This is a genomic window from Streptomyces daliensis, from assembly GCF_054782395.1.
On sequence record NZ_BAAGSO010000060.1, the window covers coordinates 139,398 to 155,460 of the forward strand.

Here is a 16,063-nt window from a genome sequence, read left to right on the forward strand (position 1 = left end):
AAGGTCCCGCCACCGCACCGTCGCGGCAAAGTTCTTTGCGGAAATCGCAAAGCGGCAGCACGGTGGGTGCATGAACGAGGATCTCGACGCGGTGCTGGCGGCGGTCGGGCCCCGGCTGCGCGAGCTGCGCCGTCGGCGCGGCACCACGCTGACCGCACTGTCCGAAGCCACCGGCATCCCGGTCAGCACCCTGTCCCGGCTGGAGTCGGGGCAGCGCAGACCGGGCCTGGAACTGCTGCTGCCGCTGGCCAGGGTCCACCAGGTGCCGGTCGACGAGCTGATCGGCTCCCCGCCCGACCCCGACCCCCGGGTGCCCGCGCGGCCCTTCACCCGCAACGGCATGACCGTCGTCCCCCTGACCCGTAAACCCGGCGGCCTCCAGGCGTACAAGCACGTCCTGCCGGCGGGCCTCACAGACGGCCGCGAGCCCGAGCCACGCTCGCACGAGGGCTACCACTGGCTGTACGTCCTCAAGGGGCACCTGCGCGTCGTCCTCGGCGACAACGACTTCGTGCTCACGGAAGGCGAGGCCGCCGAGTTCGACACCCACCTCCCGCACTGGTTCGGCAACGCCGACGACCGCCCCGTCGAATTCCTGAGCATCCTCGGCCCCCAGGGCGAACGCGTGCACATCAAGGCCCGCTACCGTCCCGACCGGTGAAGGCGGTCCCGGCCGTCGGGTCGCCGGGCCGCCGCCGTACGACGCCGCGCGACGACACCGCATAGCCTGAGACCCATGCAAAGCGCCCACGAGGCGGACCCGGGTCCGCTCAGCCATCGCGTCCCCGACCTGGGCGGACTCCAGCTCCTGCTGGCCGTCGCGCGGCTCGGCAGCCTCGGCCGCGCGGCGCGCGAGAGCGGCGTCAGCCAGCCCGCCGCGAGCAGCCGGATGCGCGCCATGGAGCGTCAGCTCGGCGTCGCGCTCCTGGAGCGCTCACCGAGGGGTTCGCGGCTCACCGAGGCAGGGACGCTCGTGACGGACTGGGCCCGCCGCATCGTCGAGGCGGCCGAGGGCTTCGACGCGGGCGTACAGGCGCTGCGCGACCGTCGTGACTCGCGGCTGAGCGTCGCCGCCAGCATGACCATCGCGGAGTACCTGCTGCCCGGCTGGCTGATCGCGCTGCGCACCGCGCGCCCCGGCACGGCCGTCTCGCTCCTCGCGGGCAACTCGGCCGCCGTCGCGGAGCGGGTGCGTACCGGCGAGGCCGACCTCGGCTTCGTGGAGGGGATCGGGCTGCCCACGGGGCTCGACGGGGCCGTGATCGGCCGCGACCGGCTGCTGGTGGTGGCGGCGCCGGGGCACGCGTGGGCGCGCCGTCGAGGGCAGGTCGGGGCCGAGGAGGTCGCGGCCACCCCGCTGATCCTGCGGGAGCAGGGCTCCGGCACCCGTCAGGTGCTCGACGACGCGCTCGCCGCGCACGGCGGCCTCGCGCCGCCGCTCCTCGAACTGTCCTCCACCACCGCCGTGAAGTCAGCGGCCGTCAGCGGCGCGGGGCCCTCCGTGCTCAGCGAACTCGCCGTCGGCGAGGAGCTGTCGGCCGGACGGCTCGTGGAGGTCCCCGTCGCCGACGTACGCTTGGGCCGCGAACTGCGCGCCGTCTGGCCCCGCGGCGCCCGCCCCACGGGCCCGGCCCGCGAACTGCTCACCCTCACCCGCGGTCGCCCCACCTCACCGCGCGACGCCTCACCGCGCACCGGGGGCTGAGGCGACGCGGGGTGCCGCACCGTGCCTCGCACGGCGCTGTGCGGTGTGGGTTCCGCCTGGTCCGGGTGCCGCGTGGTCCCGGTCCCGTTGACGGGAGCGTCGCGCGGGACGCCGGGCCCGCGAGGCGGGTGCCGGTGCCGTAGGGGGTGTCGTCGCTGCCCCGTCTGGGCTGCGACGCCTGGCACGCACGCTCGCGGCGTTGTCGGTCGTCAGCGCAGCCCTCCCCCCAGGCCCTGCGGGCTGGGGGTGCCCCTGGCGGCCGGAGACGCTACTGCGAAGACACCCCCAGGCCCGCGCTGTTCCGCTCGTGCTCACAGGGAGGGCGCGGTCCGTGAAGGGGCAGCCGCTTCGCGGGCGTGGGTGACGAGGGATTCCATCACGCGCAGGTCGTCGCCCTCCTCGGGGTGCCACTGGACGGCGAGCACGAAGCCCTCCGCTTCCGGGAGTTCGAGGGCCTCGACCGTCCCGTCCGCCGCGTAGGCGCCCGGCACCAGGCCCTCGCCGAGCCGGTCGGTGGCCTGGTGGTGGTAGGCGGGCACGGACAGCGGCTCCGGCAACACCTGTGACAGCAGCGTGCCGGGCACCGGCTTCACCTCGTGCGACGTGAACACGCCGGGCTCTCCCCGGTGCCCCTCCAGATGCTGGACGAGGGTGCCGCCGCGCAGGACGTTCAGCACCTGCATCCCCCGGCAGATGCCCAGCAGCGGCACGCGCCTCGCGAGCGCGGCCCGCGCGAGCGCCAGTTCCCACGCGTCCCGCTCGCGCGAAGGAGGCCCGGTCTCCGGGGCCGGATCGGCGCCGTAGAGCGCGGGTTCCACATCGGGGCCGCCCGCGAGGACGAGCCCGTCGAGCCGTGCCACGACCTTCTCGGCGGCCTCCGGCGCGTCCGGCGGCAGCATCACCGCCAGTCCGCCCGCGCGCTGCACCAGCCGGTGGTACCCGACGGGCAGCAGCGCGGCGGCCCACTGCCAGATTCCGTAACTCACGGTGGGTTCCAGATACGTGCTGACGCCGATGAGGGGGCGGGAGAGCGGGTGGGCGGGCGGGGGCATGACGGAGACCTCTCAGAACGGATCGGACACGAGCACGGGCACGGGCACGGGCACGGGTTTCGGCACCGTCAGTGTGCACCGCACACCGCCGGGCGGGCCCACAGCCGAGTGAGCCGAGTCAGTCGAGTTCCGCCTCGGCCGCCGCCAGCGCCGCGAACTCCTCCTCCGGCGCGGCGGCGACGAGGTGGTGCCTGCTGTAGAAGGTGAAGTAGCCGACGGCCACCACGTACAGGGTCAGCGCGATCCCGGCCGCCTTCGGGTCGACGAGGAAGGTGGCGACCACGGCCGAGCAGGCCAGCACGAACGCGACCGACGAGGTGACGACGCCGCCCGGCGTGCGGTACGGGCGCGGCAGCTCCGGCTCCCTGCGGCGCAGCACGATGTGCGAGAGCGACATCAGGACGTACGAGATGGAGGCGCCGAACACCGCGATGTTCAGCATCCGCGCCCCGTCGCCCGAGAACGCGGCGAGCCCGAAGCCGAGCGCGCCCGGCACCAGCAGCCCGAGGTAGGGGGCCTTGCGGCGGCTGGTGAGAGAGAGGAAGCGCGGCAGGTATCCGGCGCGGGAGAGCGCGAAGAGTTGGCGCGAGCCCGCGTAGATGAGGGAGAAGAAGGAGGCGACGAGCCCGGCGAGGCCCGCGTAGTTGACGATGCGGCTCAGCGTGGTCGCGTCGCCGCCCGAGGCCGCTTCCAGCGCCGCGACCAGCGGGTTGTCGGCGTCCTTGATCGCGTCGGAACCGGCCGCTCCCGCCGCGGGCAGCAGGGTGAGGAGCGCGAGCAGCACCAGGATGCCGATGGCGAGCGCCATCGCGCGCGGCAGGGTCTTCGCCGGGTTCCTGGTCTCCTCGGCCGCCAGCGGCACCCCCTCGATCCCGAGGAAGAACCACATGCCGAAGGGGAAGGCCGCCCAGATGCCGAGCAGCCCCAGCGGCAGCCAGGAACTGGAGCCGAGCGCCGAGCCGTCGACGGCGATGTCGTCGAGGGAGCCCGCGTCGAAGTGCCCGAGGGCGCCGACGCAGAAGACGATGAGCGCGGCGACGGCGATGCCCGTGACCACGAAGCTGAAGCGCAGCGCCTCGCCGACGCCCCACAGGTGGATGCCGATGAAGAGCGCGAAGCAGACGAGGTAGACGGGCCACCCCGACTCCAGGCCGAACAGGCCCAGCGACTCGACGTAGCCGCCGATGAACACCGAGATGGCGGCGGGCGCGAGCACGTACTCGATGAGGATCGCGGTCCCGGTGAGGAAGCCGCCCCAGGTGCCCAGGGCGCGGCGCGCGAAGCCGTAGCCGCCGCCCGCCGTGGGGAGGATGGAGGACAGCTCGGCCAGCGAGAAGACGAGGCAGGCGTACATCGTGCCCATCAGCACGGTGGCGATGGCCAGTCCGCCGAAGCCGCCCTCGGCGAGGCCGAAGTTCCAGCCCGCGTAGTCGCCGGAGACGACGTACGCGACGCCGAGCCCGGTCAGCAGCAGCCAGCCCGCGCTGCCGCGCTTGAGGGCACGTCGCTGAAGATACGCGTCGGCGCTCTCCGTCGTGCCGGTGCCGGTGGTGCCGGTGCCCGCATCGGTCGCCGACGGCGGGGGCGCCCCGGTGGGCCGTGCGCTGCCTGACTCGGTTCCTTCGGCCATGAGCCACTCCTGCCTACGGCATTGGTGTGCGCCCATACCTTTGTGTGCCGCACACGTGCGGCGCAACCCCCGTGCGTTAAAGAAGGGTTACGGCTGCGCCGCGAGGGCCCGCGCCGCCCCGGCGGGGGCCGTCACGTCAGGAACCCCCGCAGCAGCGCCGCCGTCCCCGCGCAGTGCTCGCGCATCACCTCGCGGGCCGCGTCGGCGTCACCGTCGAGCACCGACTCCACCAGCGCGGCGTGCTGGAGCTGCGCGTGCTCCAGGTTCCGCACCAGCAGCGGTATGCGCTCCAGCATCGCGTTCACCCGCGCCCGTACGGCCGCGTACTGCGCCGTCAGCGTGGGCGAGCCCGCCAGCTCGGCCAGGGTGAGGTGGAGGAATGTGTCGTGGCGGCGGTAGTCGTGCGGCGCCGCGTCCCGCGTCGCGTCCAGTGCCGCGCGCAGCCGCGACGCCTCGGCGTCGGAGAGGCCGCGCGCGGCGCACAGTCCGGCCGCGCCCACCTCCAGCACCTCGCGGAAGCGCAGCGCGTCCTCGACGTCGCCCTCGTCCTCGTCCGCTGACGCGACGGCCCCCGCGCCCCCGTCCACCTCCCCGCGACGGCGGACGAAGGTGCCGCCGTAGCGCCCGCGACGGCTCTCCACGAGGCCCTGTTCCGTCAGCACCTTCAGCACCTCGCGCAGCGTCACCCGGCTGATGCCGAGCCGCTCCGCCAGTTCGCGCTCGGCCGGGAGCCGTTCGCCGTCCGGCACCAGGCCGAGCCGGACGATCTGGAGTATCTGCTCCAGCGCCTCCTCGAAGCCGTTGCCCGCGCGCACGGGACGCAGCACGGTGGCGAGGCGGTCGCCGTTGCCCTGGTCCGCGCCCGCGCCGTCGCCCCGGCCGACGCCCGCACCGCCGCTCGTGCCGTCGCCCGTGTCGTTCATCCCGGACCTCTTCCGAATCAATGGTCTTCCCGACTACCTTATGGCTTCCGGTGGACCGACAGGAGGCCCTCACGTGCCAGACCGCACCGCAGACCGCATCCCACCGCAACGCACCGCGCACCGCACCCCGCCGCTCGCCGTCGACGAGCTGCGCGCGCTCGTCGAAGCGGGCGAGATCGACACCGTCGTCCTCGCCTTCACCGACATGCAGGGCCGCCTCCAGGGCAAGAGATTCGCCGCCCGCTTCTTCCTCGCCGAGGTCCTGGACCACGGCACGGAGGGCTGCAACTACCTGCTGGCCGTGGACGTCGAGCTGAACACCGTCGAGGGCTACGCGATGTCCTCCTGGGAGCGGGGCTACGGCGACTTCGCCATGCACGGCGACACCGGCACGCTGCGCCGCGTCCCCTGGAACCCCGGCACGGCGATGATCAACGCCGATCTCGCCTGGCACGACGGCTCGCCCGTCGTCGCCTCGCCCCGCCAGATACTGCGCCGCCAGCTCGACCGCCTCGCCGAGCGCGGCTGGAGCGCGTACGTGGGCACCGAGCTGGAGTTCATGGTCTTCCAGGACACCTACGAGCAGGCGTGGGGCAGCGGCTATCGCGGACTCACCCCGGCCAACCAGTACAACGTCGACTACTCCGTCCTCGGTACCGCGCGCGTCGAGCCCCTGCTGCGGCGCATCCGCAACGAGATGGGCGGGGCAGGGATGACCGTCGAGTCCGCCAAGGGGGAGTGCAACTACGGGCAGCACGAGATCGCCTTCCGCTACGACGAGGCCCTGACCACCTGCGACCACCACGCCATCTACAAGACCGGCGCCAAGGAGATCGCGGCCCAGGAGGGCCAGTCGCTCACCTTCATGGCCAAGTACGACGAACGCGAGGGCAACTCCTGCCACATCCACCTCTCCCTCCGCGACGAGGAGGGCCGCCCCGTGATGGCCGACGAGGAGGGCCCCTACGGGATGTCCCGCACCATGCGGCACTTCCTCGCGGGCCAGCTCGCCGGGCTCCGCGAACTGTCGCTGCTCTACGCGCCCAACATCAACTCCTACAAGCGGTTCCAGCCCGGCTCCTTCGCGCCCACCGCCGTCGCCTGGGGGCCCGACAACCGCACCTGTGCGCTGCGCGTCGTCGGCCACGGGCCCTCGCACCGGCTGGAGAACCGAGTCCCTGGCGGCGACGTCAACCCGTATCTGGCCGTCGCCGGAATGATCGCCGCCGGGCTGCACGGCGTGGACCACAAGCTGGAGCTGCCCGAGGCGTGCACGGGCAACGCGTACACGGGCGAGGCCGAACACGTCCCCGCCACCCTGCGCGAGGCCGCCGACCTGTGGGGCGCGAGCGCGCTCGCCCGCGACGCGTTCGGCGAAGAGGTGGTCGGGCACTACCTGAACATGGCGCGCGTGGAGCAGCGCGCGTACGACACCGCCGTGACCGACTGGGAGCGCTACCGCTCCTTTGAACGTATGTGAGGGGCCGTCGGCCCCGGCACGTCCACACCTCCGCACAACGCCGCACAACGCCGCACCACCAGGAACGAGGACACACCCTTGGCTGACCAGCACGAAGCGCGCGGTCACGACACCGCGTCCCCGCCACCGCCCCTCCAGGTGATCAACCCGGCGACCGAGGAACCCGTCGCCACCGTCCCCTCCGCCACCCCGGCCGAGGCGGACGCCGCCGTCGTACGGGCAGCGGCGGCGCAGCGCGCCTGGGCGGCCCTCGCGCCGGCGGACCGCGCCCGGCTGCTGCGCCGCTTCGCCTCCGTCGTCGACGCGCACATCGAGGAACTGGCCCAACTGGAAGTGCGCGAGGCGGGCCACCCCGTGGGCAACGCGCGCTGGGAGGCGGGCAACGTCCGCGATCTGCTCGACTACGCGGCCGGGGGAGTGGAACGCCTGACGGGCCACCAGATCCCCGTCGCCGGAGGAGTGAACCTCACCTTCGCCGAACCCCTCGGCGTCGTGGCCGTGATCGCGCCCTGGAACTTCCCGATGCCCATCGCCGCCTGGGGCACGGCGCCCGCGCTCGCCGCGGGCAACGCCGTCGTCCTCAAGCCCGCCGAGACCACCCCGCTGACCGCCCTGCGGCTGGCCGAGCTGGGCCTTGAGGCGGGGCTTCCCGAGGGGCTGTTCCAGGTGCTGCCGGGGGAGGGGTCCGTCGCGGGCGCGGCCCTCGTCGAGCACCCGGGCGTGGCCAAGGTGGTCTTCACCGGGTCCACGGCCGTCGGCAAGGAGATCATGGCCAAGTGCGCGGCGAGCGTGAAGCGCGTGACGCTCGAACTCGGCGGCAAGAGCCCCAACATCGTCTTCGCCGACGCCGACCTGGAGCGCGCCGCCGCCGCTGCCCCCGGCTCCTTCCTCGACAACACGGGCCAGGACTGCTGCGCCCGCAGCCGCATCCTCGTCCAGCGCGCGGTGCACGACCGCTTCCTGGAGCTGCTGGAGCCCGCGGTACGGGCCTTCACCGTCGGCGACCCGGCAGACCCCGGCACCGACATGGGGCCGCTGATCTCGGCCCGGCAGCGCGAGCGCGTGCGCGGCTACGTGCCCGAGGACGCGCCCGCGCTCATCCGCGGCGATGCGCCGCAGGGCAAGGGCTTCTGGTACCCGGCGACGGTGCTGGCGGGAACACCCGGCGACCGCGCCGCCACCGAGGAGATCTTCGGGCCCGTCGCGGTCGTCATCCCCTTCGACGACGAGGCCGACGCCGTCCGCATCGCCAACGACTCCGACTACGGCCTCTCCGGCTCGCTCTGGACCCGCGACACGGGCCGCGCGCTGCGGGTCTCGCGCGCCGTCGCCGCGGGGAACCTGTCGGTCAACTCGCACAGCAGCGTCCGCTACGCGACCCCCTTCGGCGGCTACAAGCAGTCAGGGCTCGGCCGCGAGCTGGGCCCGGACGCGCTGGCCGCCTTCACCGAGACCAAGAACGTCTTCATCAGCACAGAGGAGCAGCCGTGACCGCAGAGCCCGCGCCCACTCCCGCGCCCACGCCCACGCCCGACTCCGGGAACACGCCCGTCTGCCGACGCCTCGTCGGACGTACCGCCGTCGTCACCGGCGCGGGCAGCGGCATCGGCCTCGCCTCGGCCCGCCGCCTCGCGTCCGAGGGCGCCCACGTGGTCTGCGCCGACGTGGACACCGTGCGCGGCAAGGCGGCGGCCGAGGAGGTGGGCGGGCTGTACGTCGAGACGGACGTCACCGACCCGGGCCAGGTCGAGGCGCTGTTCGCGACGGCCCACGAGACGTACGGCTCCGTCGACATCGCCTTCAACAACGCGGGCATCTCCCCGCCCGACGACGACTCCATCCTCACCACAGGGCTCGACGCCTGGCAGCGCGTCCAGCAGGTCAACCTCACCTCGGTCTACCTGTGCTGCCAGCAGGCACTGCCCTACATGCGGGAACAGGGCAGGGGCTCCATCATCAACACCGCCTCCTTCGTGGCCGTCATGGGCGCGGCCACCTCGCAGATCAGCTACACCGCGTCCAAGGGCGGGGTGCTGGCGATGTCGCGCGAGCTGGGTGTCCAGTTCGCGCGCGAGGGCATCCGCGTCAACGCGCTCTGCCCCGGGCCCGTCAACACCCCCTTGCTGAAGGAGCTGTTCGCCAAGGACCCCGAGCGCGCGCAGCGGCGCCTCGTGCACGTTCCGGTGGGCCGGTTCGCCGAACCGGAGGAGATCGCCGCCGCTGTCGCCTTCCTCGCGAGCGACGACGCGTCCTTCGTCAACGCGGCGGAGTTCCTGGTGGACGGGGGCATCGCGGGCGCGTACGTGACGCCGCTCTAGACGTATCGGTCACGAGCGTCGCTCACAGCTCGCTCACAGTGTCCACACGTACCGTCGCGGAGCGGTGTCCGCCGCACTAGAGTGCGACGGGTGAACACAGAGACCCCGCCCGGCTGGTATCCCGACCCCGGGCACGCGGGCAAGGGCCCCGCGCAGGAGCGCTGGTGGGACGGCACCGCCTGGACAGCGCAGACCCGCACGCGCGGCCCCGCCCGTGTGCCCCTCGTCGCGGGCATCGTCGGTGCCCTCGTCCTCGTCGCCGCGCTCATCGTCGGCGGGATCCTGTTCGTCGGCGCAGCGGACGACGAGGACTCCGGCCCGCGCGAGCGCGCCGGTTCCTCGGACGGGCCCGGCTTCGGCTCGCCGCAGCCGTCACCCTCGGGGCCCCAGCGCCAGGGCCCGCCCGGGCAGGAAGGCCCTGGCCAGGAAGGGCCGCAGCAGAACCCCGAGGCCCCGCCGGGCCAGCAGCAGCCCGACCTCCCGGCCTCGGGCGTCGAGCTGCCCGTCCTGGACGGCTGGAAGGACGAGGGCGGCGGCGCCATGGTCACCATGGGCGAGTACAAGTGCCCCGGCGACAGCGGGGAGACCTGCCTGCGCGGCGCCGCGATGGTCATCGTCGCCACCTCGGAGGGGTCGGCCGAGAAGGTGGCCAAGGCCGACATCGAGAAGCACGCCGAGTCGGCCTACAGCAAGGAGACCTACGGCGGCATCACCTCGCACAAGGTCCTCGCCACGGAGAAGACCACCGTCGCGGGCGAGGACGCCTACCGCGTCCGCTGGAAGATCACCAACAAGGTCAAGCCGGACGCCTACGTCGAGTCGGTCGCCTTCCCGCACCCCGACGGTTCAGGGCAGATGCTGGTGCTGCGCACCGGGTTCGACATCCACAAGGACGCCCCGCCGCAGGACGACATGGAGAAGCTGTCCGAGGGCATCAAGGAGAACCCGAACGCCACGGGCGGCGGCACCGGCGGCAACGGCAAGGAGATCGCGTACCGGCACTGAGCGCGCTGACGCCGCGGCCGTTCCGACGTCGGCAGTCGGCCGAGTGAGCGCCCGCGCACCCCGGGCTCGGAGTGCGCGCCGCGCCTCGGCAGACTGGGCCGCATGGACGCAGGTCTCGCGGCCCTGCTCGGCGCCGCCGTCGGTTCCCTCGCCACCCTCGGCGCCGCGATCGTGGGCGGCCGGGCGCAGGCACGCGCACAGCACGACCAGTGGCACCGTCAGCAGCGCCGCGACGCGTGCGCCGGTTACCTCAGCGCGCTTCACGACCGCGACCTCGCCATGGACGCCGTTCTCGACGCGCTGCGTCCGGACGGGCCCGATCTGCCCGACGTCGACGAGAAGGTGCGCCGCTTCATCGGCCTGGCCCGCGAGGTGCACCGCGCCGTCGAGATCGTCATGCTTGAGGGCCCGGCCTCCCTGGCCGGGGCCGCCGAACGCGTGACCCACACCTCCCACGACCTGGCGCGGGTCATGCGGCGGATGGTCGAGCGAGCCCACGCGGGAGACGCCACCCGCAAGGCCGAGGACACCGCCCTCGCCGCCGAACGGGAACGCGCCCTCTACCAGGCGGTGAAGGACTTCCGCCTCGCGGCACGCGACACCATCGGCGGTACACGCTGAGCCCGGCCACCCCGGGCGGGCCCCTCACGGTTCACCCCGTCACAGGAACGTGTGCCCCTCGCCCCGGTATGTGGGGACCGTCGATGTGACGCGGCCGTCCTCCACCAGGTGCAGTTCGGCGAAGCGCTCGCACAGTTCGCCCGCCTTCGCGTGCCGGAACCACACCTTGTCGCCGATCAGCAGATCGTCGGCAGGCTGCCCCCGCAGCGGGGTCTGCACCTCGCCGGGGCCCTCCTGCGGGTCGTACCGCAGGCCCCGTGGCAGATACGGCTGCGGCAGCCGGTCGGGGCCCGGCGCGCCCGAGGCGGGGTAGCCGCCGCCCAGCACCGTCACCACGCCGACCCCCGGCCTGCGCACCACCGGCATCGCGAACAGCGCGGCGGGGCGCGCGGTGAACGACGTGTAGTTGTCGAACAGGCGCGGCACGAACAGGCCCGAGCCGGCGGCGATCTCCGTCACCGCCTCCTCGGCCGCCGTGTGCTGGACGCTGCCCGTACCGCCGCCGTTGACGAACTCCAGGTCGGGCGCGACCGCGCGCACCGCCCGTACGGCAGCGCCCCGTCGCGCCGCCAGCTCGCGCCGCGCCACGGTCTGCATCATCCGCACCGCGCGCGAGCGCAGCGGGCTGCCGGGCACCGCGTCGCCGACGCCCGCCACATGGCCCTCGTACGCCATCAGCCCCACCAGCCGGAAGCCCGGCCTGCGCACCACGGAACGCGCCAGCTCGGCCAGCCGCTCGGGGGAGTGCAGCGGGGAGCGCAGCGCGCCCACCCGCACCCGGCCGCCCAACAGCCGCAGCGAGGTGTCGAGTTCGAGACAGACGCGGATCTCCTCGGTGCCGCCGTCGCGGGCCGCGTCGATCAGGGCGAGCTGGGACGGGTCGTCCACCATCACCGTCACGGAGCGCGCCAGCTTCGGGTCCGCTGCCAGTTCCGCGTAGCCCGCGCGGTCGGCCGACGGGTAAGCGAGCAGCACGTCCTCCACGCCGGAGCGGGCCAGCCACAGCGACTCGGCGAGCGTAAAGCTCATCACCCCGCTGAAACCGTCCCTGGCGAGCACCCGCTCCAACAGGGCCCTGCACCGTACCGACTTGGACGCGACGCGGACCGGTTTGCCCGCAGCGCGGCGCACGAGTGCGTCGGCGTTCGCGTCGAACGCCTCCAGATCGACCAGCGCCAGAGGGGCGTCGAGGTGCGCGGTGGCGCGGTCGTAGCGCGCGCGGTCCGCGGCGGGGTCAGCAGTCGTATCGAACACCTGGGCAGCTTGCCAGAGCCCCGCCCTCCAGCACAGCCCTTCCCGGCCCTGCTTGCCCCTCGGGTCGCCCTCGGGCCGGGTTGCCGCGGATACCTGTTCGCACCGTAGAGTGACGGCCGCACGCTGCGACACCTGACCAGCGGCGTGTTGTCCGATACGAACCGGCCTGCCCCGAAAGGCATTCGTGTGGGGTGGCACTGCGCGCGGGAGGGGTGCAGATGAGCACTGATGCCGACCGCACCGGCGTGCCCCTTCCGCCGGTGGCCCCACCCCGTCCCAGCTTTCCGCCCCGCCCCGCCGTACCCCCGCGCCCCAGCGTCCCCCCGATGCCGACGGCTCCGCCGTCCATGGCATCCGCCGCGCGCGCGGAGTCCGGCGGCCCGGAACCGGCTGAGCCGGCCGGGCCCGCCGCACCGGCAGAGACCGCCGTACCGGCCGGGGCCGGCGCCGTACCGGAGGGCGCGGAGACCCGCAGGGACCCGAGCGAGGAAGACGAGCCCGACCCACAGATGCCGCACCACACGGATGCGGAGGAGTACCGGCTGGCACCTCCCCGCGGGCGCGGAGACCGCCCGCGCCCGCCGATACCGACCGCGCCGCCCCAGCCTCCGCCGCCCACCGGCCGCCCCATCACCGGCCCGCGCCCCGCACCGCTCAGCGACGTGCCCCCGCCACCGTCCGGCGCGCCCGCCATCGGCCCGGTCGCCCGCGCCTCCGGGCAGGGGGCCGACGGAGGCGGGGACGGGCCCGAGCCGAAGGAGCCGGTCGAGCCGGTCACCGCGGCCGGGCCGCTGCGCCCCCTCGGCACCAGCGACCCGCTCGCCACCGGCAACCCCCTCGGGACCGGCAACCCCCTCGCCACCGGCCGCACGCTCGGCATCCCGGGACCCCGCGAACCGGAAGGACCCGGAGCACCCGGAGCCCCTGGTGTGCCCGGCGCCTCCGGCAGGCCGGGCGCGCCCGGCACGACCGGCGCCACCGGAACCGTCGGCTCGGCCGCCGAGCACGACGCGGAGCGCTCAGCACCGCCCACCGCGCGCCCTTGGTCCGTACTCGACCCGGCGCGTGGCCGCCCGGCCCGCCGCACGGTCGCCGCAGCCGCCTGCCTCGTCCTCGGCGCGGGGCTGCTCGGCGGCTCGGCAGCGGGCGTCTGGCTCTCCGACGATCCGGGCGAAGCGGCGGCGGCCCAGGGCGACTTCGACCGCACGCGCGGCCTGTGGCACAACGTCCCCGTCGACGAGCTGTTCCCGCCCGTACTCAAGGGCGAAGGGGCGGGCCCCGGCGGCGCCGACCGGCGCTGGACCCGGGTCGCCGTGGCGCCCGACAGCGACTGCGCGAACGCCTTCGACCCCCTGCTGGCCAAGGCGCTCTCCCCGGCCGGGTGCAGCCGCCTCGTACGCGCCACCTACGCGGACGAGACGACGACCAGCGTCACCACCGTCGGCCTCGTCTTCACCCGCGCCGACGAGGCCACCATGGGGTCGCTCAGGAAGCGGTTCGCGCTGGAGAACCTCACCGACCGCACCGATCTGATGCCCCGTCCGTACGCGGCGCGCGGCACCGTCGCCGCCGACTTCGGCGACGCGCAGCGCGCCAGTTGGACCGTCCGCGTGCTCGACGACGCGCCCGTCGTCGTCTACGCCGTGACCGGGTTCGCCGACGGACGCGTGGTGAGCGACCCGCAGGCCGCGTCCGCCGCGACGGGCAAGGGCGAGAACTCGGCGGCGGCACAGGCGGGCCTCGGCCACGACGCGCAGGGCATCGCCGACCGCGTCGAACGCGGACTGCGCAAGGCGTCGAAGGCGGCCGGAACGGAAGACGAATGAGCGAGCACCACCCCGGCAACTCCGGCCACCCCGGCAACTCCGGCCACCCCGGCAACTCCGGCCACCCCGGCAACTCCGGCCACCCCGGCAACTCCGGCCACCCCGGCCACCCCGGCAACTCCGGCAACTCCGGCACGACGTGGCACCGGTCCGGCCCCGCGAGCACCCGGTCCCGCCGCACCCCCCGTCGGATGTCCCGTCGCACGCGCGCCCTGGCCCGCAGGGGCGGCGCCGTGCTGCTGGCCGCGCTCCTCGCGCTCGCCCCCACGGCGGGTACGGCGCACGCGCAGGGCGAGGGCGTCCAGGAGCAGTTGTGGGGCCTCAAGGCCATCCACGCACAGGACGCCTGGAAGACCACCAAGGGCAACGGCATCACCGTGGCCGTCCTCGACACCGGGGTGGACGCCGACCACCCCGACATCAAGGGCAGCGTCATGGAGGGCAAGGACTTCGTCGGCATGGGCGCGAAGAAGGGCGACCGCGAGTGGGCCAGGCACGGCACCGCCATGGCCGGGATCGTCGCGGGCCACGGGCACGGCAAGGGCCGCAAGCAGGGTGTCCTCGGCGTCGCGCCCGAGGCCAAGGTGCTGCCCGTGCGCGTCCTCCTCGAAGAGAGCGACCCGGACCGCAAGAAGGCCCGCAACGCGCGCGGCGGCGCCCTCGCCGACGGCATCCGCTGGGCCGCCGACCACGGCGCCGACGTCATCAACCTCTCCCTCGGCGACGACAGCGACTCGGCCCACCCCGAGGCCCGCGAAGACGCCGCCGTCCGCTACGCGCTGCGCAAGGGCGCCGTCGTCGTCGCCTCGGCGGGCAACGGCGGTGAGGACGGCGACCATGTCTCCTACCCGGCCGCCTACCCCGGTGTCATCGCCGTGGCCGCCGTGGACCGCAGAGGCGCGCGCGCCGCGTTCTCCACGCGCCGCTGGTACGCGACGGTCGCCGCACCGGGCAAGGACGTGATCATCGCTGACCCCGACCGCCGCTACTACGAGGGCTGGGGCACCAGCGCGGCGGCGGCCTTCGTCTCCGGCGCCGCCGCCCTGGTCCGTGCGGCGCACCCCGACCTCAGCCCCGCGCAGATAAAGGAGCTGCTCTCGGACACGGCGCGCAACACACCCGAGGGCGGACGCAGCGACGCCCTGGGCACGGGCGTCGTCGACCCGTCGGCGGCCATCGAGGTCGGCACCAGCGTCAAGCCCCGCAAGCAGGAACCGAGCCAGTTGCCGTACCGCAGCCAGTACTTCGGCACGGGGCCCGACGGCGAGGGCCACGCGGTGTGGGCGGCCGTCATAGCCGCGCTGGTCGGCGCGCTGCTGGTCGGTGGAGCCGTCGCGCTCCACCGCGGGTTGCCGCGCCGCCGCGACGGCTGAGGCGCGCGGAGGGGGAGTGGGGACGGCGCCCCGTCCCCACTCCACGAGCCGTACCGGCCTCGGGGCTCGCGCGCCCCGCCGGATACCCTCGGGGCGTGGCGCTCAAGAACATCCCCGACCCCGGTTTCGCCGACGACGACGGCTCGGCCGACCCCGCACTGACCGAGGCCCTCGCCGCCTGGCAGGCGGCACCCTCGGACCCCGGAACCGAGGCACGGCTGCTCACGGCGCTGGCCGGGGCCCGGCTGCTCGTCCCCGTCGTCGCCGTCCTGGGGGAGAGCGAGACCGGCGAGGACGGGCTGCGCCGCGAGAAGTCCAGCGACATGGCGGTACCCACCCTCACCGCGCCCGGCGGACGCAGGGCACTGCCCGCCTTCACCTCCACCGCCGCACTGGCCCGCTGGCGCGCCGACGCGCGCCCCGTGGCCGTCCCCCTGCGCCAGGCGCTCCAGGCCCTCGCCCACGAGGGGGCAGACACCCTCGTCCTTGACCTCGCGGGCCCCGTCACCTACCCGCTCACGGGCCCCGCGCTGCACGCGCTCGCCGAGGGCCGTACGCGCACGGACCCGGCCGCCGACCCCGCCGTCGCCGAGGCCCTGCGCACGGTGCTCGCCGACGAGCCCGAGGTGGCGGGCGCCCACCTGGCCCCCGGAGGCGAAGCCTCCGACGGCACCCTCGCGCTCTCCCTCGAACCCGGTGCCGAGGCCCGTACGGTCGCGGAGCGGCTGGCCGGGGCGCTGGCCGGGCACGAGACGCTGCGCTCCCGGCTCGTGCACGGGCTCGACCTCGCGCTCCTCCCGCCCGGCAGCACCCTCCCGGAGCGGGCCCTCTACCGGCGCTGACGCCGCGCGCCGGGCGCGTCGGCGCCGTGCCCGG

General features: G+C 74.5%; 14 protein-coding genes. 10 read left to right on the top strand and 4 right to left on the bottom strand.

The window, feature by feature from the left end:
• Window positions 1–70: 70 nt before the first annotated feature.
• Together ACYVOO_RS14160 and ACYVOO_RS14165 are read left to right on the top strand one after the other, a co-directional pair.
• Window positions 71–661, top strand: coding sequence for a helix-turn-helix domain-containing protein (locus ACYVOO_RS14160; RefSeq protein WP_461016016.1), 591 nt, complete (start codon window positions 71–73; stop codon window positions 659–661).
• Between the two features lie 75 nt (window positions 662–736).
• On the top strand, window positions 737–1,705 hold the full coding sequence (locus ACYVOO_RS14165; protein ID WP_461016017.1) for a LysR family transcriptional regulator: 969 nt from the start codon (window positions 737–739) through the stop codon (window positions 1,703–1,705).
• 311 nt (window positions 1,706–2,016) lie between these two features.
• Here the strand turns inward: ACYVOO_RS14165 and ACYVOO_RS14170 are convergent, their stop codons facing one another.
• From ACYVOO_RS14170 to ACYVOO_RS14180, 3 genes are all read right to left on the bottom strand, one after another.
• Window positions 2,017–2,757: a gamma-glutamyl-gamma-aminobutyrate hydrolase family protein gene (locus tag ACYVOO_RS14170; protein WP_461016018.1), complete on the bottom strand. Its 741-nt coding sequence runs from the start codon at window positions 2,755–2,757 to the stop codon at window positions 2,017–2,019.
• Between the two features lie 118 nt (window positions 2,758–2,875).
• A complete protein-coding gene (eat, locus tag ACYVOO_RS14175) occupies window positions 2,876–4,387 on the bottom strand; it encodes an ethanolamine permease (protein WP_461016019.1) in 1,512 nt (503 codons plus the stop codon).
• Between the two features lie 131 nt (window positions 4,388–4,518).
• The gene (locus tag ACYVOO_RS14180) at window positions 4,519–5,310 is read right to left on the bottom strand and encodes a FadR/GntR family transcriptional regulator (RefSeq protein ID WP_461016020.1); all 792 of its coding nucleotides are present in this window, start codon (window positions 5,308–5,310) and stop codon (window positions 4,519–4,521) included.
• A 73-nt stretch (window positions 5,311–5,383) separates the two neighbouring features.
• Between ACYVOO_RS14180 and ACYVOO_RS14185 the strand changes: the two genes are divergently transcribed.
• The 5 genes from ACYVOO_RS14185 (at window position 5,384) to ACYVOO_RS14205 (ending at window position 10,734) form a co-directional block, all read left to right on the top strand.
• On the top strand, window positions 5,384–6,790 hold the full coding sequence (locus tag ACYVOO_RS14185; protein WP_461016021.1) for a glutamine synthetase family protein: 1,407 nt from the start codon (window positions 5,384–5,386) through the stop codon (window positions 6,788–6,790).
• A gap of 78 nt (window positions 6,791–6,868) precedes the next feature.
• On the top strand, window positions 6,869–8,281 hold the full coding sequence (locus ACYVOO_RS14190) for an aldehyde dehydrogenase family protein (protein ID WP_461016022.1): 1,413 nt from the start codon (window positions 6,869–6,871) through the stop codon (window positions 8,279–8,281).
• On the top strand, window positions 8,278–9,108 hold the full coding sequence (locus ACYVOO_RS14195) for a 3-oxoacyl-ACP reductase (RefSeq protein ID WP_461016023.1): 831 nt from the start codon (window positions 8,278–8,280) through the stop codon (window positions 9,106–9,108). Before ACYVOO_RS14190 ends, ACYVOO_RS14195 begins: the two co-directional genes overlap by 4 nt.
• A 90-nt stretch (window positions 9,109–9,198) precedes the next feature.
• Window positions 9,199–10,113, top strand: a complete 915-nt coding sequence (locus tag ACYVOO_RS14200) for a DUF2510 domain-containing protein (protein ID WP_461016024.1) — start codon at window positions 9,199–9,201, stop codon at window positions 10,111–10,113.
• A 102-nt stretch (window positions 10,114–10,215) separates the two neighbouring features.
• Window positions 10,216–10,734: a proline dehydrogenase gene (locus ACYVOO_RS14205; RefSeq protein ID WP_461016025.1), complete on the top strand. Its 519-nt coding sequence runs from the start codon at window positions 10,216–10,218 to the stop codon at window positions 10,732–10,734.
• A gap of 39 nt (window positions 10,735–10,773) precedes the next feature.
• Here the strand turns inward: ACYVOO_RS14205 and ACYVOO_RS14210 are convergent, their stop codons facing one another.
• Window positions 10,774–11,988, bottom strand: coding sequence for an amino acid deaminase/aldolase (locus tag ACYVOO_RS14210; protein WP_461016026.1), 1,215 nt, complete (start codon window positions 11,986–11,988; stop codon window positions 10,774–10,776).
• Window positions 11,989–12,314: 326 nt separating this feature from the next.
• Here ACYVOO_RS14210 and ACYVOO_RS14215 point away from each other — a divergent pair, with 326 nt between their 5' ends.
• The 3 genes from ACYVOO_RS14215 (at window position 12,315) to ACYVOO_RS14225 (ending at window position 16,029) form a co-directional block, all read left to right on the top strand.
• Window positions 12,315–13,814, top strand: coding sequence for a hypothetical protein (locus tag ACYVOO_RS14215; RefSeq protein WP_461016027.1), 1,500 nt, complete (start codon window positions 12,315–12,317; stop codon window positions 13,812–13,814).
• Between the two features lie 191 nt (window positions 13,815–14,005).
• Window positions 14,006–15,187, top strand: a complete 1,182-nt coding sequence (gene mycP / locus ACYVOO_RS14220) for a type VII secretion-associated serine protease mycosin (RefSeq protein ID WP_461016174.1) — start codon at window positions 14,006–14,008, stop codon at window positions 15,185–15,187.
• 95 nt (window positions 15,188–15,282) lie between these two features.
• Window positions 15,283–16,029: an SseB family protein gene (locus tag ACYVOO_RS14225; protein ID WP_461016028.1), complete on the top strand. Its 747-nt coding sequence runs from the start codon at window positions 15,283–15,285 to the stop codon at window positions 16,027–16,029.
• Window positions 16,030–16,063: the final 34 nt, after the last annotated feature.

Excerpts from the sequence above, each read along its gene's own strand:
- ACYVOO_RS14215 (WP_461016027.1), top strand. The coding sequence starts at position 12,315 with ATGCCGACGGCTCCGCCGTCCATGGCATCCGCCGCGCGCGCGGAGTCC.
- ACYVOO_RS14170 (WP_461016018.1), bottom strand. The coding sequence starts at position 2,757 with ATGCCCCCGCCCGCCCACCCGCTCTCCCGCCCCCTCATCGGCGTCAGC.
- eat (WP_461016019.1), bottom strand. The coding sequence starts at position 4,387 with ATGGCCGAAGGAACCGAGTCAGGCAGCGCACGGCCCACCGGGGCGCCC.
- ACYVOO_RS14160 (WP_461016016.1), top strand. The coding sequence starts at position 71 with ATGAACGAGGATCTCGACGCGGTGCTGGCGGCGGTCGGGCCCCGGCTG.
- ACYVOO_RS14180 (WP_461016020.1), bottom strand. The coding sequence starts at position 5,310 with ATGAACGACACGGGCGACGGCACGAGCGGCGGTGCGGGCGTCGGCCGG.
- ACYVOO_RS14165 (WP_461016017.1), top strand. The coding sequence starts at position 737 with ATGCAAAGCGCCCACGAGGCGGACCCGGGTCCGCTCAGCCATCGCGTC.
- ACYVOO_RS14205 (WP_461016025.1), top strand. The coding sequence starts at position 10,216 with ATGGACGCAGGTCTCGCGGCCCTGCTCGGCGCCGCCGTCGGTTCCCTC.
- mycP (WP_461016174.1), top strand. The coding sequence starts at position 14,006 with ATGTCCCGTCGCACGCGCGCCCTGGCCCGCAGGGGCGGCGCCGTGCTG.